23 protein-coding genes are annotated in these 24,414 nt (G+C 63.9%); 17 read left to right on the top strand and 6 right to left on the bottom strand.

The genetic code is table 11. The annotated features are described in order from the left end of the window. Positions 1-16: 16 nt before the first annotated feature. The 8 genes from HNQ40_RS02465 to HNQ40_RS02500 all read left to right on the top strand — a co-directional run bounded on the left by HNQ40_RS02465 (position 17) and on the right by HNQ40_RS02500 (position 6,845). On the top strand, positions 17-1,087 hold the full coding sequence (locus HNQ40_RS02465; protein WP_184676042.1) for a tRNA dihydrouridine synthase: 1,071 nt from the start codon (positions 17-19) through the stop codon (positions 1,085-1,087). Positions 1,088-1,290: 203 nt separating this feature from the next. Next, entirely contained in the window at positions 1,291-2,754 is a 1,464-nt protein-coding gene (gene uxaC, locus HNQ40_RS02470) for a glucuronate isomerase (protein WP_184676044.1), read from the top strand. A gap of 33 nt (positions 2,755-2,787) precedes the next feature. Further along, positions 2,788-3,195, top strand: a complete 408-nt coding sequence (locus tag HNQ40_RS02475) for a thiol-disulfide oxidoreductase DCC family protein (protein WP_184676045.1) — start codon at positions 2,788-2,790, stop codon at positions 3,193-3,195. A 49-nt stretch (positions 3,196-3,244) separates the two neighbouring features. Beyond that, positions 3,245-4,540 (top strand): tyrosine--tRNA ligase, encoded by a 1,296-nt coding sequence (gene tyrS / locus HNQ40_RS02480; RefSeq protein ID WP_184676047.1) that lies wholly within the window; start codon positions 3,245-3,247, stop codon positions 4,538-4,540. A gap of 15 nt (positions 4,541-4,555) precedes the next feature. Continuing rightward, the gene (locus HNQ40_RS02485; protein ID WP_184676048.1) at positions 4,556-5,542 is read left to right on the top strand and encodes a DUF502 domain-containing protein; all 987 of its coding nucleotides are present in this window, start codon (positions 4,556-4,558) and stop codon (positions 5,540-5,542) included. Between the two features lie 77 nt (positions 5,543-5,619). After that, positions 5,620-5,922: a ribosome hibernation-promoting factor, HPF/YfiA family gene (gene hpf, locus HNQ40_RS02490; RefSeq protein ID WP_184676050.1), complete on the top strand. Its 303-nt coding sequence runs from the start codon at positions 5,620-5,622 to the stop codon at positions 5,920-5,922. Between the two features lie 79 nt (positions 5,923-6,001). Next, a complete protein-coding gene (locus HNQ40_RS02495) occupies positions 6,002-6,472 on the top strand; it encodes a PTS sugar transporter subunit IIA (RefSeq protein WP_184676052.1) in 471 nt (156 codons plus the stop codon). Positions 6,473-6,572: 100 nt separating this feature from the next. Continuing rightward, positions 6,573-6,845 carry an HPr family phosphocarrier protein gene (locus HNQ40_RS02500; protein WP_184676054.1) on the top strand — a complete coding sequence of 91 codons (273 nt, stop codon included), beginning with the start codon at positions 6,573-6,575 and terminating at the stop codon, positions 6,843-6,845. Between the two features lie 75 nt (positions 6,846-6,920). On the opposite strand, the gene HNQ40_RS02505 is transcribed toward HNQ40_RS02500, so the two are convergent. Continuing rightward, positions 6,921-7,808, bottom strand: a complete 888-nt coding sequence (locus HNQ40_RS02505) for a CDP-alcohol phosphatidyltransferase family protein (protein WP_184676056.1) — start codon at positions 7,806-7,808, stop codon at positions 6,921-6,923. Between the two features lie 72 nt (positions 7,809-7,880). Between HNQ40_RS02505 and HNQ40_RS02510 the strand changes: the two genes are divergently transcribed. The 8 genes from HNQ40_RS02510 to HNQ40_RS02545 all read left to right on the top strand — a co-directional run bounded on the left by HNQ40_RS02510 (position 7,881) and on the right by HNQ40_RS02545 (position 15,382). Next, complete coding sequence (locus tag HNQ40_RS02510) at positions 7,881-8,378, top strand: DUF2752 domain-containing protein (protein ID WP_221435345.1); 498 nt, start codon at positions 7,881-7,883, stop codon at positions 8,376-8,378. A 44-nt stretch (positions 8,379-8,422) separates the two neighbouring features. Further along, entirely contained in the window at positions 8,423-9,109 is a 687-nt protein-coding gene (locus tag HNQ40_RS02515) for a hypothetical protein (protein ID WP_184676060.1), read from the top strand. Beyond that, positions 9,106-9,804 carry a hypothetical protein gene (locus HNQ40_RS02520; RefSeq protein ID WP_184676062.1) on the top strand — a complete coding sequence of 233 codons (699 nt, stop codon included), beginning with the start codon at positions 9,106-9,108 and terminating at the stop codon, positions 9,802-9,804. The genes HNQ40_RS02515 and HNQ40_RS02520 overlap by 4 nt, the downstream gene beginning before the upstream one ends. After that, entirely contained in the window at positions 9,801-10,814 is a 1,014-nt protein-coding gene (locus tag HNQ40_RS02525) for a hypothetical protein (RefSeq protein ID WP_184676064.1), read from the top strand. Before HNQ40_RS02520 ends, HNQ40_RS02525 begins: the two co-directional genes overlap by 4 nt. Before the next feature lie 101 nt (positions 10,815-10,915). After that, the gene (locus HNQ40_RS02530; protein ID WP_184676066.1) at positions 10,916-11,572 is read left to right on the top strand and encodes a hypothetical protein; all 657 of its coding nucleotides are present in this window, start codon (positions 10,916-10,918) and stop codon (positions 11,570-11,572) included. A 188-nt stretch (positions 11,573-11,760) separates the two neighbouring features. Beyond that, on the top strand, positions 11,761-11,964 hold the full coding sequence (locus HNQ40_RS02535) for a hypothetical protein (protein WP_184676069.1): 204 nt from the start codon (positions 11,761-11,763) through the stop codon (positions 11,962-11,964). 120 nt (positions 11,965-12,084) lie between these two features. Beyond that, a complete protein-coding gene (gene rny, locus HNQ40_RS02540) occupies positions 12,085-13,740 on the top strand; it encodes a ribonuclease Y (RefSeq protein WP_184676071.1) in 1,656 nt (551 codons plus the stop codon). A gap of 214 nt (positions 13,741-13,954) precedes the next feature. Next, the gene (locus tag HNQ40_RS02545) at positions 13,955-15,382 is read left to right on the top strand and encodes a S1C family serine protease (protein WP_184676072.1); all 1,428 of its coding nucleotides are present in this window, start codon (positions 13,955-13,957) and stop codon (positions 15,380-15,382) included. 119 nt (positions 15,383-15,501) lie between these two features. Here HNQ40_RS02545 and HNQ40_RS02550 read toward each other — a convergent pair whose 3' ends face one another. The 4 genes from HNQ40_RS02550 to HNQ40_RS02565 form a co-directional block, all read right to left on the bottom strand. Further along, the gene (locus tag HNQ40_RS02550; RefSeq protein ID WP_184676074.1) at positions 15,502-16,941 is read right to left on the bottom strand and encodes a hypothetical protein; all 1,440 of its coding nucleotides are present in this window, start codon (positions 16,939-16,941) and stop codon (positions 15,502-15,504) included. Between the two features lie 172 nt (positions 16,942-17,113). Then, positions 17,114-18,517, bottom strand: coding sequence for a glycoside hydrolase family 32 protein (locus HNQ40_RS02555; protein WP_184676076.1), 1,404 nt, complete (start codon positions 18,515-18,517; stop codon positions 17,114-17,116). A gap of 125 nt (positions 18,518-18,642) precedes the next feature. Next, entirely contained in the window at positions 18,643-19,185 is a 543-nt protein-coding gene (gene msrB, locus HNQ40_RS02560; RefSeq protein WP_184676078.1) for a peptide-methionine (R)-S-oxide reductase MsrB, read from the bottom strand. A gap of 152 nt (positions 19,186-19,337) precedes the next feature. Next, positions 19,338-20,174 carry a TrmH family RNA methyltransferase gene (locus HNQ40_RS02565; protein WP_221435346.1) on the bottom strand — a complete coding sequence of 279 codons (837 nt, stop codon included), beginning with the start codon at positions 20,172-20,174 and terminating at the stop codon, positions 19,338-19,340. Positions 20,175-20,251: 77 nt separating this feature from the next. Between HNQ40_RS02565 and HNQ40_RS02570 the strand changes: the two genes are divergently transcribed. Then, positions 20,252-21,793: a hypothetical protein gene (locus HNQ40_RS02570; RefSeq protein WP_184676082.1), complete on the top strand. Its 1,542-nt coding sequence runs from the start codon at positions 20,252-20,254 to the stop codon at positions 21,791-21,793. Positions 21,794-21,818: 25 nt separating this feature from the next. Here HNQ40_RS02570 and HNQ40_RS02575 read toward each other — a convergent pair whose 3' ends face one another. After that, positions 21,819-24,383: a glycoside hydrolase family 2 TIM barrel-domain containing protein gene (locus HNQ40_RS02575; protein ID WP_184676083.1), complete on the bottom strand. Its 2,565-nt coding sequence runs from the start codon at positions 24,381-24,383 to the stop codon at positions 21,819-21,821. Positions 24,384-24,414: the final 31 nt, after the last annotated feature.

The following is a 24,414-nucleotide window of genomic DNA, read 5'->3' on the forward strand; positions in this document are numbered from 1 at the left end:
GGGGTAAACTATCGCCATGCTCCGCGTCGGTAACGTCCAACTAAAGACCAACCTCTTGCTCGCCCCCGTGGCGGGCTACTTCGACTTGGCCTATCGGCTGGTGGCGCGGTCGGTGCCGGGGGTGGCGTGCGAGCCCGAGCACCTGGGCGGATCGCTGGACGTGGGCGACGGGACCTATGGAGCCTTGGGCCTGGCGTGCACCGAACTGCTCTGCCCGCACAGCGTGCTGCGCGAGACCGACAAAGCGATGTGGCGGGCCGCGACCTCGCCGGACGACGACCCGGTATGCATGCAGCTCTACGGCTGCGACCTCGACATCCTCGCCGAGGCGGCGCGGTGGGCCGAGGGCCGCGGGGCCACGGTCATCGACATCAACATGGGCTGCCCCGTCGACAAGGTCACGAAGAAGCACGGCGGCTCCAAACTGCTCTGCGATCCCGGCCACGCGGTGGCGGTGGCCAAGACGGTGGTCGAGGCGGTCAGCGTGCCGGTGACCGCGAAGATCCGGCTGGGCTGGGACGACACCTGCATCGTCGCCGACTCGCTGCCCGCCAAGATGTGCGACGTGGGTATCCAAATGATCACGGTGCACGGCCGAACCACCGCGATGAAGTTCAAACCCAGCGTCCGGCTCGACGGCATCACCATGACCGTCGAGGGCGTCAAGAAACACCACCCCGACATCCCCGTGATCGGCAACGGCGACATCACCACCGCCGCGGACGCCGAGCACATGATCAACGTCACCGGCTGCGACGGCGTGATGGTCGCCCGCGGCGCGATGGGCCAGCCCTGGCTGTTCCGCGACATCGCCTACCGCCTGGCGACCGGGCGCGACCCTGCCCCGCTGCCACGCGTGGACCGTGCCCAACTCGTGCTCGATCACTTCGAGAACCTCGTGAAGTACCGCGATGAAGCGGTCGCGCTGCGAACGATCAAGACCCGCATCAGCAAGTACTCGGCCCACCTCCAACCCTGGCCGGGTCTGCGTCGCGATGTCCAACCGATCCACGACGCCGAGCAGTTCCGCGAGTTCTGGGCGGCCGGGATGGAGAAGCTGGCGGAGCCTGATCTGGCGGTTTCGTAAAGGGTATTGGGCGATTTCGTGATTTGGTGATTTAGCGATTAGGTGACGCAAGCGGCGGCGGATTAAACGCTGCGGTTCGACAATCGCCAAATCACGAAATCGCCAGATCGCCAAATACTTTGTCCCGTTGCCATCCCCATCGATATCGACGACACTACCGCCGCTCGATTTGACCATATCGCCCGAAACCTCCGAGGCCCGCCATGACATTTCTGCACGACGACTTCCTGCTGACCAACGAGCCTGCGCGCCGGTTGTTCCACGACTTCGCCGCGTCGATGCCGATCTACGACTACCACTGCCACCTCCCCCCCGCCGACCTGTCGGGCAACCGCCGGTTCGCGAACCTCACGGATGTGTGGCTCGATGGCGACCACTACAAGTGGCGGGCGATGCGGGCCCAAGGGGTCGACGAGTACCTCATCAGCGGCAACTCCGAGCCGTACGACAAGTTCCTCGCGTTCGCCAAGACGATCCCCCACACGCTGCGCAACCCGCTCTACCACTGGACCCACCTCGAGCTCCGCCGCTACTTCGGCATCGACCTTCTGCTGAACGAAGCCACCGCCCGCGAGGTCTGGGAAGAAGCTAACCGCCAACTGGGGGACCTGCCGGTTTCGGCGATCTTCCAGAAGTTCAACGTTGCCCTGGTCGGCACGATCGACGACCCCGCCGACGACCTGGCCCACCACCAACAGCTCAACGCGCAGTCGCCCTACCCGCAGACCACGGTGGTCCCGGCCTTCCGCCCCGACCGCTACCACACGATGGATGACGTCGAAGCGTGGAACACCGCGGTCGACCAGGTCGGCGAGGCCGCGGGCGTGAAGGTGCGCAAGCTCGACGACTTCCTCGACGCCTTGGCCAAACGCCACGCCTTCTTCAACGACAACGGCTGCCGGCTGTCGGACCACGGCATGTCCCACCTGCCCGAGATGGCGTGCTCGGAAAAGAAAGCCCGCGAGATCTTCGACCGCGCCCGCGGTGCAAGCGACGATTGGCTCGACCCTGACGATCTCATCGACGACGCGGGCCACGTCAGCCCCTTGGATGAGCTGCGGTTCCGCTCGTTCCTGATGACCTTCTTCGGCCGCCTCGACCACGCCGCGGGTTGGACGCAGCAGCTGCACCTGGGCGTGATCCGCAACAACAACCCCTACGCCATGGAACAGCTCGGCCGGGACACCGGGTTCGATTCGATCTGCGACACCCCGCAGTTTGCCGGGCTCCGCCGACACCTCGGCACACTGGCACGCGAGCAGAAACTTCCGCAGACGATCCTGTACAACCTCAACCCCAAGGACAACTACCTCTTCGCCACCATGGCGGGCAACTTCCAAGGCGTGCTGCCCGGCGTGAGGCCCGGGCACGTTCAGCTCGGCAGCGGCTGGTGGTTCCTCGACCAGAAAGAGGGCATGCAGTGGCAGCTCAACGCGCTGTCGAACCTCGGCCTGCTGCCGCACTTCATCGGCATGCTCACCGACTCGCGAAGCTTCCTGAGCTACCCCCGCCACGAATACTTCCGCCGCATCATCTGCAACCTGATCGGCCAAGACGCCGAGGCGGGCGAGCTGCCCAACGACCTCGACCTGCTCGGCGGCGTGGTGCAGAACATCTGCTTCAACAACGCGCGGGATTACTTCGGTATGCCGCTGCGTGGCCGATGACGAGAAGCCTCACCGCGGCGCTACACTGTGGTGATGCCCGAGCCCGAGACCATCTTCTACGACGGCGACTGCGGCCTGTGCCACCGGGGCGTGGGCTTTGTCGTGCGTCGGGACCGTAAGGCCCAGTTCACCTTTGCGCCGTTGGGGGGTGAGACGTTCGGAGCGTCGGTGCCCGAGGCGGATCGATTGGCACTGCCGGATTCGATCCTCGTGCTCACCGCCGAGGGCGGGCTGCTCATCAAAGCCCGGGCGGCCTGTCATATCCTGCGACAGCTCGGCGGCATCTGGGCCGTTGCGGGCTGGTGCATCGGCGTCTTCCCGAATGGCCTGAGCGACTGGATTTACGACCGCGTCGCGGCGGTCCGGCACCGGCTGTTTGCCAAGCCCAAGGGGGTCTGCCCGGTGCTGCCTGAGGAGCTGCGGGGGCGATTTCTGCCATGACATCCCACCCACAACGCCAAGCCACCGACCGGGTAGAATCGCGGGTCTGATGACTTCGACGACCGCCCCTGCTACCAATTTCTACGACGTGATGGCCGAACGCGGCCTGGTCGCCCAGTGCACCGAGACCGACGACGGCATCCGCAAACGCCTGTCGCAGCCCGTGACCGCGTACTGCGGCTTCGATCCCACGGCCGACTCGCTGCATGTGGGCAGCCTCGTGCCGATCATGGGCCTGGCCCACCTGCAGCGCTGCGGGCACCGGCCGCTGGTCCTGGTCGGCGGGGCCACGGGCATGGTCGGCGACCCCTCGGGCAAGTCCGAGGCCCGCAACATGCTCGACGAGCAGACCCTGCAGCACAACGTCGAAGCCATCGCGAAACAGATCGGCCGGTTCCTACGCTTCGCCCCAGACAACACGCCGAGCGACGACGACGCGTCGGCGGCGCTCATGCTGAATAACTACGACTGGATCGGCCCGCTGTCGTGGCTGGAGGTCCTGCGCGATGTCGGCAGCAAGATGAGCGTCAACCGCATGATCGGCATGGAGTCGGTCAAGCAGCGCATGACCGGCGAGGGCGAGGGCATCAGCTACCTCGAGTTCAGCTACATGCTGCTGCAGGCCTACGACTTCGCCCACCTGTTCAACGAACACCGCTGCACGCTGCAGATCGGCGGACAGGACCAGTGGGGCAACATCGTCATGGGCATCGAGCTCGGGCGTAAGCTCCACGACGCGGAGCTTGCCGGGCTGACCTTCCCGCTGGTGACCAAGAGCGACGGCGGCAAGTTCGGCAAGAGCGAGGCGGGCAACGTCTGGCTCGACGCGAACCGCACCAGCCCGTTCGACTTCTACCAGTTCTGGCGCAACGTGGCCGACGCGGATGTGGGCCGATACCTGGGCTACTTCACGTTCCTGCCGATGGACGAGGTGAACCAGCTCGCCTCGGCCGAGGGGCAGGCGATCAACGAATCGAAGATCCGCTTGGCGTACGAAGTGACCAAGCTTGTCCACGGTGAAGACGAAGCCGTGAAAGCACGCGACGCGGCGAGCGGCGCGTTTGCCGGCGGCGGTGGCGTGGACGTCACGGGCGACTCGATCCCCAGCGCGACGATCACGCAGGACGAACTCGCGGCCGAGCCGAGCGTACTGGACCTGCTGGTGACCGCCGGGCTGGCCAAGTCCAAGGGCGAGGCCCGTCGGCTGGTTCAGGGCGGCGGGGTGAAGGTGCACGACACCAAGATCGCCGACATCGGCCATACTGTGGGGGTCGCCGACGCCCCCGATGGATACGTCCTGCTGCGGGCCGGTAAAAAACGCCTGTTCCGTTTCGACCTCGCTTAAAGTTCCGCCCGCCCCATGCCTTCCAACCAACCCCACATCCCCGAACGCAGCTTCGGCAAAGACTTCAAGACCTTCTTTCTCCGCGGCCTGGCGATCGTGCTGCCCACCGCGCTGACGATCTGGCTGCTGGTGATCGCTTACCAGTTCGTGAACCAGAACATCGCGGGGCCGATTAACTCCGGCGTGCGGGCGGCGGTGATTCAGTTCTCGAACTGGCCCGAGCCACAAGATAAAGACTTCGTGGAGATCTTCGACGACCTACCGAAGATCCGGCAAGACGATTGGGAAATCACTGAGTTGGACCGCATCGAAAAAGAGCTGGGCCTCAATAACCTGCCCGGCTCGGTGCAAAGGACCAAACGACTGGAGTGGATGAAGTCTCAGGACGACATCGTCTTCGAGGCACGCCTCCATGCATTCGAAGAGCAGTGGGACAGCATCCGCGTCGGCGACTTCCGCGTGCTCAACCTCATCGGGATCGTCCTGGCAATCATCCTGATCTACATCGCCGGGGTCCTGGTCACCAGCTTTATCGGCCGGCGCTTCTACCGCATGGGCGAGAACCTGATCAGTCGGGTGCCGCTGGTTCGCAGCGTCTATCCCGCAGTGAAACAGGTCACCGACTTCTTCTTCAGCGACGACCCGGACGAGAAGATCGACTTCAACCGCGTGGTCGCGGTGCAGTACCCCCGCAAGGGGCTGTGGTCGGTCGGGCTGGTCACCGGCGACACGATGCAGCTCATCGAGACCACGGCCGGGCAGCCCTGCCTGACCGTGTTCGTGCCCAGCAGCCCCACGCCGTTTACCGGCTACGTCATCACCGTGCCCAAGGTCGACACGATCGACCTGCCCATCACCGTCGAAGAGGCCCTGAAATTCGCGGTGTCCGGCGGCGTGGTCATCCCGCAGAATCAGGTCATCAAGCGGGCGGGTGCCGAGCAGATGGTCCTGCCCGGCACCGAGGCGGAAGCCGAAGAATCTCCCACATCCGCGGCGGACTGATCTTCGGCGGTCGGGTACGATGGTCTTAGATCGATCTGCTCGATTTGCTTCTTCGTTTCACTCTCTCGGAGCCCGCAATGGACATCCTCGTCAACGGCCGTCACCTGGAAATCACCGACCCCATCCGCGATTACACGCACGAGAAGGCCGGCAAGCTGTCGCGGTATTTCGACCGCATCTCGAAGGTTGAGGTCGTGTTGACCCACAAGGACGCCCACTCCTACGACGTCGAGATGATCGCCCACGTGGACGGCCACGAACACTTTGTCTCCCACGGCACGCACGACGACGTCTACACCGCGATCGATACCGCCGAGTCCAAGCTCGCCCGCCAACTGACCGACCACAAGGACAAGCTGGTGCACCGCAACCGGGGATGATGCCTGAAACACTTGCGGCCCCGACGCCGGCCGATTCGGTTTGGTATAACGGGGCGTCCTTTTCCTCCCGAGACAGGTTATGAAACTTAGTGACTTTGTAATCTCCGACGCGATTCTCCCCGAGCTCAAGGCCGCCTCCCGCGACGAGGTCGTGGAAGAGCTGGTCGATGCCCTGATCGCCGCCGGTGCCGCCCCGGCCGACCTGAAAGACACGCTGATCGCCGAGATCCTCAAGCGTGAGAAGAACGGCTCGACCGGCTTCGGCAAGGGCGTGGCCATCCCCCACGTCAAGCACGACCAGATCAAGAAGGTGGCCGCCGCCATCGGCATCAGCCAGACCGGCGTCGACTACAACGCGCTGGACAAGCAGCCCGTGTATTCGATCTTCATGCTGCTGTCCCCCGCCGACCAGCCCGACCAGCACCTGCACGCGATGGAGAACATCTTCGCGAACCTGCAGAACGACACCTTCCGCAGCTTCCTCCGCCAGGCCCAGGACCACGACGCGGTCACCACCCTGCTCGCCGAGGCCGACGCGAAGGAACTCTGAATAACAATTGGTGATTGTGTGATTTGGCGATTGGCCAAGCGACGCAATCCTTTTCGCCATCGCTTGCGTCTTCACAATCACTAAATCGCTAAATCGCCCAATGTCCTCTGCTTCCGCCAACCTGACGATCAGTAACCGCCTGGGCCTGCACGCCCGGCCGGCGATGTCGTTGGTGGATACCGCCAGCACATTCAGCAGCGACATCAAGATCGCCAAGGGGGCTCAGGTGGTGGACGCCAAGAGCATCATGCAGCTCATGATGCTCGCCGCGACCAAGGGGACTGAACTGGTCGTCACCGCCGACGGCCCGGACGCCGACGACGCCATCGCCGCGATCACCGCGCTGGTCAACTCCAAGTTCGACGAAGATTAACCGCCCCATTTAGCCCCGGGCTTCGCCCGGGGTCGGCGGCATGATCCAAACCCCCGAGCACAACCCGGTAAAAAATCAACCCCGCCCCTTACGCCAAGCCGCCGAAACCGGCCCGCTCACCGCGTACGCCACAAAACCACCCGCGATCGCGGGCTGGGGCCAGACCAACAGCAGCAGCAACACCACCACCGCCATCGCCACCGACAAAAACGGAGCCCGGCCGCGGACGTAGCGGTTCATCACGTGGACGTAGCGGAACCGGCTGACCATGGCCAGGGCACACAGCAGCGTCGCGCCCAGCAAGCCATAAGCCGCGAGCCCCGCGCCGAACGATTCGTTGTTGTTCGCCCAGATGTGTTGATGCAGGAGCGCCAGCCCCGCCACGGCCCCCGCCGCCCCCGGGGAGGGAAGCCCATCAAACGACAGGTGCGAGCCGACCGTGGCGTCTTCCACCTCGATGTTGAAACGCGCCAGCCTCAGCCCCGCACAGGCGACGTAGATCGCGGCGACCGCCAAGCCCAGGCGATCGTAGAACGTGTCGCCGGTGTCGGAGAAGTAAGGCGCCTGGACACCGATGATCTGGACAAGGATGAACGCCGGGGCGACGCCGAAGGTGACCATGTCGGCCATCGAGTCGAGCTGCTCGCCCAACTCGCTGGTGCTGCGGGTCATCCGGGCGACCCGGCCGTCGAGCGCATCGGCGATCTGCCCGATGAAAATGAACATCGCGGCACAGGTCAACGGCGTCCAGTTGAACGCCATGGGGGTGTCCATCGGCCGGGACGCCACAAACACCGCCATGAACCCGCACAAGAGGTTGCCCAACGTAAATAGGGTCGGGACCACCGCGATCGTCTTGCCGCGGAGGTTTCGCCGACGGGGCGAATCGTCGGAAGGCGAGGACTCCGCCATTTCCTCGGGGTCACCCGGGGCTGAGCCGTCTTCCGGAGTTGTTTCAGTCATGCGAAAACCCATGGGACGGCATTTTAACCGCTGGCTCGACCATGGACCGCCGAGCCCCCGCGAGGTATCTTGATGGACTGCATGAATCAGGCGGTTACCCCCCCATCTCCCGTCCGGCCCGAACTGCCGACCCACCGGGTCCGTGAGGCCTCGTGGTCCGCTCGGTTGATCGCGTTGGTGATCTTTGCCCCGGCACTGGCGGTGCTGCTCACCGCCTCCTCGTTGACCGCCAACGACGAAGGCATCGGCACCCACACCCAGCTCGGACTGGCCCCCTGCGGGTTCAAATCCTCAACGGGCCTGCCGTGCGCTACCTGCGGGATGACCACCTCCTTCACCCACGCGGCCGACGGCCATCTGCTCACAGCCTTCGTCACCCAACCCGCCGGTGCGGTCCTAGCGGTGCTGACCGCCATGGTCGTTCTGGTCAGCGGCTGGTCGCTGGCGTCGGGCATGTCGCTTGTGCCGATCGGTATCGCGCTCTGGCGGCCCCGGGTCATCATCACGATGATCGCGCTGATCCTGGGCGGTTGGCTGTACACCCTGATCAAGACCGCAGTGCTTCAATGAATGTTCCGCAACGAGCCGTTGCTTTCCTTCCGAGCCTTTTCCTTATGCCGTACCTGCTTCCCCGCACCCACCGCACCACCCCACGGCCAAGTCGGGCCGGGCTGGTTACCTTGCTCATGCTCCCGCTTCTGCTAAGCGGGTGTAACTTCATCGCCTGGGGAGCCGCTGCGTCGCGTCCCGACGACGAGGCCACCGTCGAAGTCGCCGCGGAATACCTGGACCTCGTTGATAAACGCGTGGCGGTGATGGTCTCGGCCGACGAGTACACATTGTTCCGTTTCCCCCGTGCCACCGATAATGTCGGGCAATCCGTGGGCAACGCGATCCACGCCAACGTCGAAAACGCGGTCGTCTCGATCCCCCGCGAAGTCGCCCGCTACCAACGCAAGAACCCGTACTGGATCACCAGCCGCCCCAGCCGATTGATCGCCGACCTCGGCGTGGACCGACTGGTGGTGATCGACCTCAACGAATACCGCACCAACGAAGAAGGCAACTCCAGCGTCTGGCGTGGCGTCATCGACGGCACCGTCACGGTGTACGAAGCCGACGGCGAAGACCCCGACAACGCCACCTTCCAGCGGCCGGTCCGGGCCGAGTACCCCGAGGGCGGCACTTTTGGTTTGGTCAGCGCCGACGCCGATCAGCACAAGATCGAGGCGGCCGCGCTCCAGCGTTTCACCCTCCGGGCGGCCGGCTTGTTTTACGACCACGAGGATGTGCCGCGATGAAGACGCCCCCCCGCCGCCGATGGACTTGCCTGGCAGCGTTGCTGTCGCTCCCGATGATCATGGCTGTGCCGGCTTGTGAACAAGCGGCGGTTCTCGCCGAGGCCGTCAGTGGCCCGGAGAAGGTTGAGCCGTTGTACGTTCTGCCCGACGTTCCGACGCTTGTGATGGTGGACGACCCCAAGCACCTGCTGAGCAACCCCGGCCTGGCCCGGCAGATCGCGACCACCGCGATCCACTATCTCGAATTCCACGAAGCACTGCCCACGGCCCAATTCATCAAGCCCCGCGAACTAGCCAAGCTCGAAGCCGAGTTGGGCGACCGCTGGGCCTCGACACCGATCGATGAAGTCGGCCGACGCCTCGGGGCCGAGCAAGTCATCTACGCCAAGATCAACTCCGCGCAGTTTCACGTGGTGGACACGCTGTACCGCCCCGAAGCGTCGATCGAAGTGAAGATCATCGACGTGGCCGAGGGCAAACGATCCTGGCCCGAAGCCCCCGCGCTCATCGATCCGGAGAATGTGCCACCGGGCCACATGATCCAGATCAAAGACAACTACGAATCGCGGGACAGCCGATACGTGGGCGACTCCACGCCGGACGACTTGGCTCGACGCCTCGCCGACGACGCGGGGCTGCGATTGGCCCGGCTGTTTTACCAGTGGCAGAAAGACGCCCCGGGTGCCTCGCTTTGACCACCTCGTCCCACCCCCTCCACCTGATCGACCAGGCTTCGCCGCAAGCCCACCCCACCGCCTTGGCGTTAATCGCCAGCCGCGGTGAACCCGCGGTGCTGCTGGGCAACCAGCAACTCCAACATGCGGCCGAGGTCTCGGGTTTGGTTGACGCTACCTGCCTGCGCGTGCCCGCCGGTTCGGCAACCTGGGGACTGCCGGTGCTGCGGCAATTTCTTCGCGGAGTGGAGCCCGGGCGTGAGCTGCACGTCTGGTCACTGAGTTGCCTGACCGCGCTCAAACGCCTGGGACGTACCAGCTGCACCGTGATGCATATGCTCACCCCGCTGACGCCACGCCAGCTCCAGCGGATGAAACGCCTCGATCGATCCACGCTCCGCTGGCTTGTGCCGGGGGAGTTGTTGCGCGAGCAGTTGATCGCCCAGGGTTTCACACCCGAACGCATCGGCCTTCAAACACTACCCACGCTTGAACAGGCTGGGGCCATGTTGCAACACGACCGCGCTTCGCTGCGTGAACGCTGGGGCGTGGATGATGAGATGCCCGTTGTGGCGTTGCTGAGTGATCCCCCCACCGCCGCTCAAGCCCCGTCGATGATGACCGGCCTGAACCTGGTCAGCCTCGCGGCCGACCGCCCCTTGCGTTTGCTGGTCCACCCCGAGCAGCACGGCCGTTCTCGTACGCAGACCCTGCTTGATCGCTACGGCGAACCCGATCGTTTTATCCAAGACACGCAGATCGCCACCCCCTGGGCGGTGCTTCGCGGCTGCGATGCGGTGATGCTGAGCGAACAGCCCGCCCCGCTGAGCGTGCGCTACGCCTTGGCGGCGGGCCTGCCGGTGGTTGCACCCGATCTTCCCCTGCACCGCGAGGCCTTGGCCAAGGCGGCGGAGGGACAAGCCCACTACGCCCTGACCGCCGAGCCCAAACGCATGGCCGACCGGTTGCAACACCGGGCGCTGGGCCTGCCCACCCACCGGTTTGCATACGGCTCGGCCCACGTGGGCTAGACTTCCCCATCGACGAGCCCGCCCCACGACCCGCCGCCCCCACACCTCCATCACCAACCGAGCTCCCGCGCGACCTGCTCTGTGAGCGGTGCGGCTACGGCTTGTTCGGATTGCCTTTCGATTCGGTCTGCCCCGAGTGCGGTCAGGCCATCGCCGACTCGCTCCCCGAACACCGCAACGGGCCGGCGTGGCAGAATTCGCTGACCGCGAGGTCCTGGCTCGACACCGCCTGGTCGATCTTCGCCCGCCCCGGAATGACCTATCGACTTATGCGACTCGACGGCTCGGCGATGCCCGCCCGGCTGTTCCTGCTCAGCATGGCCGTGCTCGTGGGCGTGGGTTGGGGCGTCTTCTGCCTGCTGCTTGTCGGCTACAGCGGGCTGATGTCGTGGGGGGCGGGCATGGTCGCGGCCAAGACGGTCCTGATCATGACGTACATCGAGACGATCGGGGTCACGTTCTTCAGCCATCGCCGGGGCTGGCGGGTGCCGTTCGACTTGGCGGAGCGGGTGACCTGCTACGCGTCGGTGGGCTGGCTGGTCGCGGCCGTCGTGCTGGCCCCGCTGCTGAGCTGGTACGAGGCGGGCGGATTTCAGTATTGGGTGATCAAGATCGTCGGGCACTGGGAACCGGAGTACCGGTGGTTCCTCGCGGCCCTGGGATTCGGGGCGGCGGTGCTGTTTTTCGAGACCCGGGTCTGGTCCGGGGTCCGGCAGGTCCGGTTCGGCAACCGCCCTTCCGGGCATCCTCATGCTTGACGTTTTCGCCCGAACACGGCTACCATATCCCACGTATATCCCCATGCCTTTTGGCATGTTCAACCCGGCACGTTTCCGGGCCGGACCGTCTCGCAGAATCGCCCGATCTTCCGTTTCGACTTGCACTTACACGTCCAAACGGCACCCCGCGTCAAAGCCGACGCGGCACGGGAAACACACTCGCTTCCATGTCGTACCTTGAACTCCTACTCCGTTGGCTGATCAACCGGCTGCTCCCGCAGGCCGAAGACGGTTTCCCCGTCATCGCGTCTGTCGAAGCGCCCGGTCTGCGCTGGCGCCCCGCTCCCGCGGCGTGCCTCGCGGTCGTCAGCCAAGACGCCCGCTGGGCCAAGTTCAACCGACCCCCCAAGCGTTGCCGCGCGCACCGCTGAGTCTGTTTTGCCTCGCTGATCGTTCGCAGATCGAAGACCGCCCCGCCCCCGGAACACGTGCCTTAACCCCGGCCGACCCGACGTCCCCCGTCGCCCTCGGCCGCCCGGAAAGGGGCACTCGTGATCCACTCCCAACTCCTGACGCCTTCGCTCGCTGCGGTTTCTTTTCCCGTCACCCTCGGCAACACCGGGCTGGCTATCGGCATGCTCTTGCTCGGCCTGGTCCTGGGCGGCGTGGCGGCCTTTGTCATCCTCAAGCTCGTCGCGGGCAACGCCCTGGGCGCCGCCAAGCGCGAAGCCGACGACCTGCTGTCCAAAGCCAAGGCCGAGGGCGAAACCCTCGCCAAGCAGATCGAGCTCGACGCCCGCAACGAGCAGGCCAAGCGTCGTGAAACCTTCGAGAAAGAAACCGACTCGGCCCGTAACGAACTCAACGAAAAAGAACGCCGCCTCACCAAACGGGAAGACAACCTCGACAAGAAGCTCGACACGCTGACCACCAAAGAGAAGTACCTCACCGAGATGGACAGCGATGTGAAGAAGGCCCAGGCCGCGATCGACGGCAAGCTCGCCGAGGCCGAGTCCCTGGTCGCCGAACGCCAGAAAGCCAACGCCCAGCACCAGGAAAACCTCAAGAACGACCTGCTCCGCATCGCCCACCTCTCCGAGGAAGACGCCAAGCGTGAAGCCATGACCGTCCTCGAGCAGCAGCTCACCCACGAGTCGGGCGAACTCATCAAACAGGTCACCGAACGCACCGAACACGAAGCCAAAGAGATCGCCCAGAAGATCACCCTCACCGCGATCCAGCGCTACGCCAGCGAGCACAGCGCCGAGTCGACCAGCAACTCCGTCGCCGTGGAAGACGACGCGATGAAGGGGCGGGTCATCGGCCGTGAGGGCCGCAACATCCGCGCCTTCGAGGCCGCCACCGGCGTCGACGTCGTGGTGGACGACACACCCGGCGTGGTCATCGTGTCCTGCTTCGACCCCGTCCGCCGGGCCGCCGCCGCGGAGACGCTGCGTCGCCTGCTCGAAGACGGCCGGATCCACCCCGCCCGCATCGAAGAACTCTCCAAGCAAGTCCTCGAAGAGTTCGAGAAGAAGATCGTGAAGTTCGGCCGGGACGCCTGCGAAGAGGCCCACATCCACGGCCTGCACCCCAAGATCTCCGAGATGATGGGCAAGCTGCACTACCGCACGTCCTACGGCCAGAATATCCTCCGCCACTCCCACGAGGTCGCCTACCTCTGCCAGGTCATCGCTGATGAACTCGGCCTCGACGGCGAACTCGCCCGCCGCTGCGGCTTCCTGCACGACATCGGCAAAGCAATGGACCACGAGATCGAAGGCGGCCACCCCAAGATCGGCGCCGACTTCTGCCGCAAGTACGGCGAGAACGAAGCGGTCCTCAACGCCATCGCAGGCCACCACAACGACATCCCCTCGACCACGCCCTACACCCCGATCGTCATGGCCGCCGACGCCATCAGCGGCGCCCGCACCGGGGCCCGCCGCGAGTCGCTCGAGAAATACGTCAAACGGTTGCAAGACCTCGAGCAGATCGCCCGAGACCAGAGCGGCGTCCGCGAAGCATTCGCCATCCAGGCCGGCCGCGAGGTCCGCGTGGTGGTCGACCCCGAAGGCGTCCACGACGAGGCCTGCCACGCCATCGCCCGCAACATCGCCAAACGCGTCAGCGAAGAGATGACCTTCCCCGGTGAGATCAAGGTCACGGTCCTGCGCGAGATGCGCACGATCGAATATGCTCGATAAGCCCGGCGGGTCGCCGTGAAAGCGGCGACCCGCCTTTTCATATTTCTCACCCCACTCCGGGAGTTCTTTTATGGCTTTGTTCCGTTCGTCCGCCTTTCTCGCCGCCCTTCTTCTCACCGTTAACGTTGCCTCCGCACAAGATCAGGACTTAGAAACCGCTCCCCCGGCCGAAGCGTCTCAAGCCGCTGAAGCCGTCGATCCCCGAGAGGGAACCGTGCGGATTTTCTCCACGATCCGCTACCCGCAGGTGTTCCGCCCATGGGCCAAGGGATCGGCCAGTGAATCCACCGGCACCGGCTTCTTCATCGAAACCCCCGACGGCCAACGGCTGATCCTGACCAACAACCACGTCGTGCGATGGGCCAGCCAGATCTATGTCCAGGGCTACCAGTCCAGCGACCGGCATCGGGTCTCGGTGGTCGCCTCGGCGGTGGACTTTGACCTGGCGCTTCTCAAACTCAGGTCCGACGACGCCCTGGCCGATGCCCCCACGCTCAGCTTTGCCCAAGAGCTGCCCGAAACCCGCGACACCGTGTCGGTTTACGGCTACCCCACCGGCGGAAACGAAATGTCCACCACCAAAGGGATCGTCTCGCGGATCGAGGTGGCTGGCTATGACGAGAACGCGGTTGGCCTGCGGGTCCAGGTCGATGCCGCGGTCAACCCCGGCAACTCGGGCGGCCCCGCGATGGTCGGCGACGAAGTGGTCGGCGTGGCCTTCCAAGCGGATACCGACGCCGAGAACATCGGCTACCTGATCCCCGCCACCGAAGTGCGGCGTTTCCTCGACGACGCGTTGGACGGCGAATACATCGGCAAGCCATTGCTGGAGATGCAATACCAAACGCTGGAAAACCCGGCGTTGCGTCGTCGACTCGGGCTCGAATCCAACCAGACCGGGGTGCTCATCACACGTGAGAACCCCGGCCACCCGGGCATGCCTTCGAATTCTCAGCTCAAAGCCGACGACGTCATCACCCACATCGGCCCGCACGACATCGACAACCACGGCCAAACCGAGATCGCCCCCAACCTTCGCGGCCACTTCAGCTACTTCATCGAATCTACCAACCGCGAGGACCAGACGGTGCCCCTCACCGTGATCCGCGACGGGGAATCCATCGAGGTCTTCGAGCCCAGCTATTTAGACAACCCCAATCTGGTCCCGTTCATCGGCAACGCATATCCGCGCTACTACATCTTCGGCCCCATGTCGTTCACTCAGGTCACGACGATGTATTACAACACGATCAACGAGAGCTACCGGCCGGTCCTCGGGGTCTACAACAGCCCGCTGATTACGCGCGTAATCGACCGGAAAGCCTTCCCCGAGGAGGAGCTGGTGTGCGTGTCTTCTCCCTTCTTCCCGCACCCCAGCATCCGCAACTACGACGACCCCCACCTGTATGTCGTCGAGGCGGTCAACGGCATCAAAATTCGAAACCTCGAACACCTGGTGACCGTCCTCAACGAATCCGAAGACGAGTTCCTGGAGTTCACCTACGGCGGCAATTTAGGCGAGCGCATGACGTTCGATCGCCTCGAGATGAAAGAGTCCACCGAAGAAATCCTGAACGACAACGGCATCCGCTATCAGTACTCCTCGGACCTCCGCGATCTCGCCGAGCAATACGAGCAATAAGTCGACGATCGGTTCTGGCAACCGGGCTCACCCGGTACCTGCATAAAACAAGCCCACGGCAACTTGCCGTGGGCTTTTGTGTTGGGATTGACAAGTGTGCCTGACCGCGAGCCCAAGAATCACTTGTTTTTCTTGTTGCGGTTGGCCGAGAGGAATTTAAACTTCACGGTGAGGTCCTGGATTATCACGTCCAGCTCGCCGGGGCCGTAGGTCGGCTCGAGCCCGAGCTTGATCGCTTCTTCGTCGAGTTTCTTGAGCGAACGCGCCGCCTTGGCGGCCTGCGACAGATAACCCATCGCCGCTTCACTGCGCTGAGCCCATTCGGTCCGAGACTGTTTGGTCAGGCGGTTGGTGTCGCGCGAATCGGTGTAGTCGCCTCCCCATTTTTTGCGGCCGCCACTGGACTGATAGGTCGCGTAGCTGTGTTCGGCGGGGTCCCACTCGGCGGCTTGCTTGATGCCCTGTTGGAGCGTGGCGTCTGCTGATTTACGGCGTTCGATGTTGCGAGCGATCGCCCGGTTTTGCTGGGCGTGGCTTTCTTCTTCAACCTTCTGCTGGTGCTCGGCGGTCTTGGTCATGGACTCGATGCCGTAATCGCTTTCGGCCGTCCACTTATCGATATCCAGGAATTCGCCAAGGCCCGCCACATCGACCTGAGCGACCGGCGCCCCCAGCCGCTTGATCTGCGTCCCGTCGAGCACCAGCAACTCACTCGACGGGACGCGGACAATGACTTGGCTCGCCTCCACGCCCTCGGGAACCACACGGCCGATCATGACCGCCCCGGACTCATCCTCCCACGCGGCGACCTGCTCCGACGGATCGATCATCGCCCGCACCAAGCCGGCGGGCCGACCTTTACGCTGGGACACCACGCTGGCTTTTCTTGCCAGGTCGGTCCGCAGGGTTTGTTCCAGTTCCGTATCCATGCCCTCGGCGCCCTCGGCCATCACGGCGTCGGAGCCGCCTACAATCGCGTCGGGCAGGAACGTGACCGTATCGCACATCATCGGCACCGCCAACGCATCGCCCAGGCAACGAGAGACCAGCGCGTGCATCTCGATCTCGCCCGCGTGCTCCTCCATCTCGCCGACGATCGCCTGCATCTCATCGAGGCTGCCACCGTCGCTGTCGATCCGAAACACCACGTGCTCGATCGCGTTGCGTTTGGCGTAAGACAACGCACGCCCCACGCCGTCGGCCAACACGTCCGTGCCGATCGTGCCCATCACCGGGATCTCGATGTACAGGTCCGCCCCGGTTTCAAATCCGCTGCGGTCTGCCTTGCTCACCTCGCCGGGCTTAGGCGAGAAAAAGCCCGCCGGCAGCTCGGACTTCTCGGCGGAAGCCACCTCGTCCATCTGAAAAGTCAGGCGTGCGCGGATGTCCGACACCATCGTGTCGATCTCGATTTCCTGGTCGTTCTGCACCAAAATCGAGCCCTCGAACACACGCCCGTCGTTGATCCTGACCACGTCGGCCGTTGCCGAGACAACGCCCCCCAAACCAATCAACGCCACCGCGGCGACCCGGGAACAAGAACCTACCGATAGAAGCATGGCCAACTCCTGAAAAGAAAAGATGTGCGATCGCGAAACCTACGCCCAGAAACATCCCCATTGGGAACTACGAGTATACCCCTTCACCGCGCCGAACCCGACAAGAACATGAGAGATGTTTTCACCGAAACAAATCGATCGCTTGGGCAATCCCCCTTCAGTCCCACAGGGCTCATTCCCAAGCCGACCCGACTTCACGCCAAGCCACACGCTTTAACTCGATTGTGCCACCACCGTCGACCCGAAACGCAACCTCCGCGGTTTCATCAGGCGGCAACACGGTGAAGGTCATCGTCGTTTCACCCTCATTGATATAGATCTCGATCGAGGTGCGATCCGCCAAAACCCTCATCTGCCGTACCGGCTCGATCGGCCGACCGGTTTGATCGCCAACCGCGACGGCGTCGGAGCTTACTGCAATGCTTTGCCCCAGCACCACGAAATTCACGACTGCGCCCGGCTCAAGTTCCAATTCGAACTCGAGATCGTAACTCTGCGTGTGCCCCCCAATCCGTACGGCTTGGTTCGGTTCGACGCGCATCACATTGTGTTCATGAACGACGCCGTATAACGACGCGATCTCGGCCACCGGTTGCTTGCAGAGCCGAAGATCGTCGTTAATCCTTCTGAGGGTCAGTTCGGTGGGAAAACTCAACTGCTGATCAAACGGCATGCCCGGGTATTTTCCCCCGCGTATCCAGCAGATCTGAACAACTCGGCCGTCGGGCAGGTGCTTCCAGGTCTGATTCGCCGACAGGGCCTGGGGCCGGCCGAAATCCAGCGGACGCATGGCCGTGGTAGGGGTAAACGTCGTGCTGTCGAAGCGACCCACGGCATACTTCTCCCAGTCCATCGCCACCCAGACCCGGGCGTCTTCCCCCTCGACGGGAAGCTCGAACACATCGGGACAGACGTAAAACCCCGGCACGTGACTCAGCCGGGTCCATGCCTTGAGGTCGGCCGACTCGAACAGCGAGAACCCGCCCTGCTCGTCCCGGGCCACGCCTTCCCTGACTTCAGAGCCAAGGTTCTCATACAACACCATGGCCCATCGACGGCGTCCGGCGTCCCACATCACGTGCGGGTCACGCGCACTCAGCGGATAGGACTTGAGCGCATCGTTGGGCAGACGCAAAACGGGGTTGCCTTCGTAACGCGTCCAGGTCTCGCCGCGGTCGTTGCTGTAGGCCAGGCTCTGACCCTGGCCCCAGCTCGTGAACACAGCCACCACCACCGGGTGTTCTCCGGTTTGAAAGCCGCTGGTGTTCTGCCAATCGACCACGGCACATCCCGAGTACGCCTGAAAGCCGTCTTGCGGCCAGATCGCGTTGTCGTGTTGCGTCCAACGGACCAGGTCTGTGCTGGTCGCGTGCCCCCATGCCTTGCCGCTATCGGTCCTGCGTTGAAAGAACAGGTGGTAGACCCCGTCGAGATAGAACAGCCCATTGGGGTCGTTGATGTAGCCCGTTTGGGACGTAAAGTGGAATTGCGGCCGGAGGGGTTCGTCGAAGCGTGGCATGTCGGTGGTGCGATCGAACTCGCCCGCAAAACTCCAGGCCGGCAGCGTTCCGGACAAACCCAATACCATAGCCTTCGCCAGCCAAAGGACTCTGCGAATCATGGGCTTGGGCGACAAACTCAAATTGGAGACCTATCGAAGAATGGCGGGATGATCCGTGGGATAGTTTAATCCCGCCAGACCTATTCGCCAGCCGTCGCCCCCTCGGCTTTGGCGGTCAGTTTCTCGAACTCCTCGCGTTCGATGAACCGCAGTGAAGTGCCGTTGACGCAGTGGCGCATCCCGGTGGGCTTGGGGCCATCGGGGAAGACGTGGCCGAGGTGGCCGTCGCAGCGGGCGCAGACGATTTCGACGCGTCGCATGCCGTGGGACAGGTCTTCGTTTTCGCCGACGTGGTCCGGAACGATCGCTTCGTAGTAACTGGGCCAACCCGTGCCCGAATCGAACTTGGTCTTCGAGTCGTAGAGCGGGACGTGGCAGCCCGCACAGACGTACACGCCGTCTTGCTTGCTGTCGTGGTACCGGCCGGTGAAGGCCCGCTCGGTGCCCTTCTCACGAAGCACGTAGTACTCAAAGTCCGACAGCTCTTCTTTCCACTGCTCCGCGGTCTTTTCCACCGGGACCAGCTTGCCATCCTCATCACGCTCGGGGTTGATCACCACGTTGATTTCCTTTCCATCATCGTCCGCTGCTCCGGCCCCCGCATAGTCCGCGCAAGCCGTCATTCCCAAAGCCAAGATACAAAGGACGCTCGCACCGAACCGTCGCATCGGACAACCTTTCTTCAGACGTACTAAAAGCATAGCCACCCCCACGTTTAACGCCCAGTCATCCGGGTTTATTCCTGCTTGCTGGCCGCCCCCTCACCCCTCACCCCTCACCCCTCACAGAAATGGTGCACCACGATCCCTGCCGCGACCGCGACGTTCAGCGAATCGATGTCGTGATGCATGGGGATGCGGACCTTGCGGTCGCACCGGCCGACCACCTCGGGGGACAGGCCGTAGCCCTCGCTGCCCAGCAGAATCGCCCCGGGGCCCGCAAACGGCGGGCTCTCGCGCAACGGCGTGGCGTCCGCATCGATCACCGTCGCTACCAGCTCCACGCCGAACTCACGCTGCATCCGGGTCAGGTCGGCATCCAAATCGACGCTCCGCACCATCGGCATCGCGAACACCGCACCCATCGAGACCCGCACCGCCCGCCGATACCACGGGTCGCAGCACTTGGGCCCCAATACCATCGCCTTCACCCCCAGCCCCGCCGCAACCCGCACCAACACCCCCAGGTTGTCCACGTTCGTAATCTCCGGGCACACCAAAATCACAGGGCGTGCGGACTTCAGTCCACATGACTCATCCCCCAACACCGCCTCAAGCCCAACCGCTGCGGGAGGCTCCACCGCCGCGATGATCCCCTGGTGCATCACAAACCCCACCGATTCCTCGATCACGTCTTTGGGGCACGCCAAAACCTCAATCGTCTCTTCCGACGAAAACGCAGGCGAAGCCTCCGCCATCGCCAACACGCGCTCGACCTTCGATTCCACCACCAACACCGACCGCACCGCCAATCCCGCTTCAAACGCCCGCCGCACGACATGCTCGCCCTCCGCGAGAAACAGCCCGGTTTCGCGACGCACATCGCGGTCCTTGAGATCGAGGTAAGCCGCCAAGCGAGGGTCTTCGGGCGTCTGAATCAGGGTGCGGTTCACAGCCATAGCCTTTGTCCGGTCGGATCGATGTGCTAGGGTAACCAGACGTTCAACGCATCGCTTTCGGGAGCCGTCGCATGCCGGATCATCCGCTTAAACCCGTTCTGCTGGCCTTGTTCGTTTGCACGCTCATCACCCCCCTCGCTCGGGCAGACGCGTGGTTCGAGCAGCGGGAAAAGCTGCGCACCCAGCGGGCGGAGTTTATCGAACAGCTCCAGGCGAGCCGGGTCGAGCGGGCCGAGGCCGCGAATGCCCGCATCATGGAGTTCCTGGACCTGATCGATGAGAAGAACTGGAAGATCGACGAACGGGCGCTGTGGGGCATGTGTGCCGGCGTGTTCAGGCTCGACCGCAACCACGTCCGCGACATCCCCCGCAGGATCGACGAAATCACCGAGGACCAGGCGGTTTCGGGGCGAGAAAAGCCCGACCGCGCGTTCGAGGCGGCACTCAAGCAAGCCCGCAAGGACCTGACCGAGCCCAGCTACGACTTGCTCCGCAGGGCCGAGAGTGTCGGCGAGGTGCAGGCCGCGGTGGAACTCATGCGGGAGGTCCTGTGTTTCGATCCGGACCACAAAGCAATCCGCCGCGCCCTGGGACAGGTAAAGCTGTCCGACAAGGTGATGGAGAAGATCAACCGGATCGATGAAACGACGACCACTGACAACACGCTCGAGAAACTCTTGCGCTTCGACGCCGATCTGTACTGGGTCTCGAAGTTTGAAGCCGAGCGGATGAAGGCCGGGCTGATCTGGAACCCCGACCGCGGCTGGATGCCCGCCAAGCACGCCGACCGCTACGACAAGGGTTTCGTTTTCAGTCTGCGCCGCAAAGAATGGATGAGCCTGGCCGATGCCAACAGCTACCACAGCCGCGCCGGCCGGGACTGGGAAATCCGCACCGAACACCTCGACGTCCGCGGCTCGACCGACCTCGAGTCCATCTCACAGGTCGCCACTCAGCTCGAGATGATGTACGACGAGATTTTCTACGTCTACGCTTTGTTCTTCGCCGAGGGCGGCAAGTACGACCCGCTGCAGTTGGCCCTGGGGCTGGTGGAGCATCCGCCGATGAAGGTATGGGTCTACCGCGACCACGCCGAATACGTCAATCGTGCCGATGCGGTCAGCTGGAGCGGCGGCATCTTCCGTCCATCCAACGGCACCTGTTACTTCTACGGCGGCCCGTCCGAGACCATGTTCCACGAGTTCACCCACCAGGTGCTCCACGTGATGACCGAAAAAAACGACGCGCCGGTCTGGCTGACCGAAGCGATCGCCCAGTACACCGAGACCGCGGTCTTCCATGAGGACCGGATGCTGTTCCGCGGCGCCGCGTACTACGGCCACCTGCCCCTCGATGAATTGTTTGGGCTCAAAGACGGCAACCAGTGGTACCGCCACGTCGAGAGCGACCGCCCCTCCGCCTACGCCGAGGCCGGGTCGGTCGCCACGTTCTGCATGCAGGCGCAGGACGGACGGTTCCGGGCCGATTTTATCGACTACGTCCGCGACGCCTACCGCGGCAAAGACCGCAACCGCACCGTGTGGGACTACCTGGGGCTCTCGTACGAAGAGTTCCGCGTCGCCTACCACCGGTGGGGCAAGGACCGGTCGTAAGCGACCTGGGCCATCGACTCCTTGATCAGGCCGGCTTCAGCGTGACCGTCACCGCGTTGCTCGTGAGGCCGTCAGCCGTGGTGGCGGTGATCGTCGCCTCACCCGCTTCGTCGAGCGCTTGCACCAGCAGGACACACCGGCCCTTGTACGTCTCGACCGTCGGCACGTTGTAGCGGTCTTGGCAGGCGATGCTGCCGTTGTCGATGCCCAGCAGACGCAGCGGGCCGTCGATCTGGAACGTGACTTCGTGGTCTTTATGCAACGCGGGTCGGCCCTCGGCGTCACGCAGCTGCAGCGTGACGTGCGCCGCGGCGTAGCGGTCGGCGGGGAGCTCGGCGTAGTCCACCTCAAGGTGCAGTGCCGCGGCGTCGCCCGCGGTTTCCAGGGCGCGGGTGATCGTTTGGCCGTCGGCCGTGGTGCCGCGGGCTTCGAGTTTGCCCGCCTTCCACGCGGGGACGTGCCACAGCAGCAGGTACTTGTCGTTGCCCGGCGCGACGTCTTCCAACTCGCGGACGCCCAGCGATTCGCCGTTCAGGAACAGCTCAACGGAGACGCAGTTGGTGAAAGCCTCGACCACCACCGGCTGGCCCACTTCCTGGTTCCAGTGCGGGGTGCTGCCGTGCCAACTCCACTTCATCTTCTGCTTGTCGTCCCGGTCGAGACGGCGCACGACGCCATCGACCAACTCGTAAGGGTTGGCGTGGTCGGACTGGTGGCCCAGGCCGTCGAGTTCGAAGTCTGCGGTGTCCTGAGGCACGACTTCGAGATGCAGGTGCGCCTCTTCGAGGTTCCAGAAGCACTTGAAGTGGTGCCACGCCGGCATGTCGAGGCCGGCAAAATCGATCAGGCCGCTGTTTCCGCCGCGGTTGGGCCAGCCGCCGGACTCGCCCATGTAGCGGATGCCGGTCCAGAGGAAGATGCCCGGGGCGTAGTCGCGGTCGATGCACCACTCCCACTCGTGCCACTGCGTCCAGTTTTCGCTGCCGAAGAACGGCACATCCGGGTAGTTCTCGTGCAGATAGTCGGTGAGGATCTGGCGGTAGCTGGTGCCGACGATGTCGAGCGCATCGCCGTAGCCCGCGACCATGCCGAGGCTGGGGATGACGGTGTTGGCCGTGACCGGGCGGGTGCGGTCCACCGCGCGGATGCCGTCGGCCAATCGCTTGGCGACCGTGGCGATGTTGTGCGGGCCCAGGTCCTGAGTCTGATACCGCCGGAGGATTTCTTCCGGCGGGTGCGGCGGGACGTCCCAGTAGTAGTTCACCTCTTTGCCGTTGGGGTCGAGCGCTCGGCCCTCTTCCCAGTAACCCGCCGCGTACTGCTGAGCGGGGTAGGTCCACTCGATCTCGTTGCCGATGCTCCACATCACGATCGACGGGTGGTTGCGGTCGCGAAGCACCATCGCCGCCACGTCGCGGTCGGACCACTCGGCAAAGCTCTCGCTGTAGCCGCGGGTCTCGTCTTCCTCCGCCTCCTGCTTGTAGTTCTTGCGTTTGTCCTTGGCGTGGTGCCATTCATCAAACGCCTCGTCCTGCACGAGGAATCCCATCTTGTCGCAGAGGTCCAGGAACTCGGCGCTCGGCGGGTTGTGCGCGGTGCGGATCGCGTTGACGCCGGCGTCCTGCAACTTCTCCAGCCGACGACGCCAAACGTTGAGCGGCACCGCCGCCCCCACCGCCCCGCCGTCGTGGTGCAGGCAAACGCCCTTGAACTTCACGCTCCGGCCGTTTAGGAAGAAACCCTTCTTCGCGTCGTAATGGAACGTGCGGATGCCCAAGCGGTTCACGACTTCGTCGATCTTTTCGCCGTCACGGCTGAGCGTGGTCTTCACCGAGTACAGCTGCGGATCATCGATGTCCCACCGCTTGGGGTTGGCGACCAAGATGAACTGCTGCTCGGGGCGGGTGGTGTTGGCGGGGACAGTCAGCGTTTGCTCGGTCGCGCCCACCGCTTCGCCATCCGGGCCGAGGACCGTCTGCGTCAGTGTGATCTTGGCCTCGTTGTCAGTCGTGTTCTGCACCTGCGTCTCGACGCACACGCGGGCCTGGGCATCGGTCACGCTTGGCGTCGTCACGAACACGCCGTGTTGCGGCACGCTCACCGGGTCGGTCGCGATCAATCGCACGTGGCGGTAGATGCCCGAGCCCGAATACCACCGGCAGTCGATGTAGGCCGTGCGATCCACACGGACGACGATCTGGTTCGGCGCGTCTGCGCCGAACGTGAGGTGCTCGGTCAGGTCGTACGCAAACGGGATGTAGCCGTACGGCCGATGCCCGAGGTGCTGGCCGTTCACCCACACATCGCTCTTGGAATACACCCCATCAAACTCGATTCGGAACCGCTTGCCCTGGGCCGACGCGGGCAGCACGAACGACTTGCGGTAGTGGCCCACGCCCCCGGGCAGGTACGCGGTGGCGTTGCCGCCGTGCTCCTGCGTGGTCTGGCCTTCGACGCTCCAGTCGTGGGGCAGACGCACCTCGCGCCAGTCGCTGTCGGGGGCGGATTCGCCTTCCAGCGTGAACTGCCAGTCGAAGTTGAAATCCACGTCAGAACGCAGGTTAGAAGTATTTAAGCAGGGGGTATTCATGGCCCAGATGGTAACGACATCTTGGTCCGAT

The organism is Algisphaera agarilytica (assembly GCF_014207595.1).
Taxonomy (GTDB): Bacteria; Planctomycetota; Phycisphaerae; order Phycisphaerales; family Phycisphaeraceae; genus Algisphaera; species Algisphaera agarilytica.

Coding starts and splice junctions, on each gene's coding strand:
- HNQ40_RS02495 (WP_184676052.1), top strand. CDS start 6,002: ATGAAACTTAGTGACTTTGTAATCTCCGACGCGATTCTCCCCGAGCTC.
- HNQ40_RS02520 (WP_184676062.1), top strand. CDS start 9,106: ATGAAGACGCCCCCCCGCCGCCGATGGACTTGCCTGGCAGCGTTGCTG.
- HNQ40_RS02570 (WP_184676082.1), top strand. CDS start 20,252: ATGCCGGATCATCCGCTTAAACCCGTTCTGCTGGCCTTGTTCGTTTGC.
- tyrS (WP_184676047.1), top strand. CDS start 3,245: ATGACTTCGACGACCGCCCCTGCTACCAATTTCTACGACGTGATGGCC.
- HNQ40_RS02500 (WP_184676054.1), top strand. CDS start 6,573: ATGTCCTCTGCTTCCGCCAACCTGACGATCAGTAACCGCCTGGGCCTG.
- HNQ40_RS02515 (WP_184676060.1), top strand. CDS start 8,423: ATGCCGTACCTGCTTCCCCGCACCCACCGCACCACCCCACGGCCAAGT.
- HNQ40_RS02575 (WP_184676083.1), bottom strand. CDS start 24,383: ATGAATACCCCCTGCTTAAATACTTCTAACCTGCGTTCTGACGTGGAT.
- HNQ40_RS02465 (WP_184676042.1), top strand. CDS start 17: ATGCTCCGCGTCGGTAACGTCCAACTAAAGACCAACCTCTTGCTCGCC.
- HNQ40_RS02550 (WP_184676074.1), bottom strand. CDS start 16,941: ATGCTTCTATCGGTAGGTTCTTGTTCCCGGGTCGCCGCGGTGGCGTTG.
- hpf (WP_184676050.1), top strand. CDS start 5,620: ATGGACATCCTCGTCAACGGCCGTCACCTGGAAATCACCGACCCCATC.
- HNQ40_RS02510 (WP_221435345.1), top strand. CDS start 7,881: ATGGACTGCATGAATCAGGCGGTTACCCCCCCATCTCCCGTCCGGCCC.
- msrB (WP_184676078.1), bottom strand. CDS start 19,185: ATGACGGCTTGCGCGGACTATGCGGGGGCCGGAGCAGCGGACGATGAT.
- HNQ40_RS02535 (WP_184676069.1), top strand. CDS start 11,761: ATGTCGTACCTTGAACTCCTACTCCGTTGGCTGATCAACCGGCTGCTC.
- uxaC (WP_184676044.1), top strand. CDS start 1,291: ATGACATTTCTGCACGACGACTTCCTGCTGACCAACGAGCCTGCGCGC.
- HNQ40_RS02475 (WP_184676045.1), top strand. CDS start 2,788: ATGCCCGAGCCCGAGACCATCTTCTACGACGGCGACTGCGGCCTGTGC.
- HNQ40_RS02505 (WP_184676056.1), bottom strand. CDS start 7,808: ATGACTGAAACAACTCCGGAAGACGGCTCAGCCCCGGGTGACCCCGAG.
- HNQ40_RS02485 (WP_184676048.1), top strand. CDS start 4,556: ATGCCTTCCAACCAACCCCACATCCCCGAACGCAGCTTCGGCAAAGAC.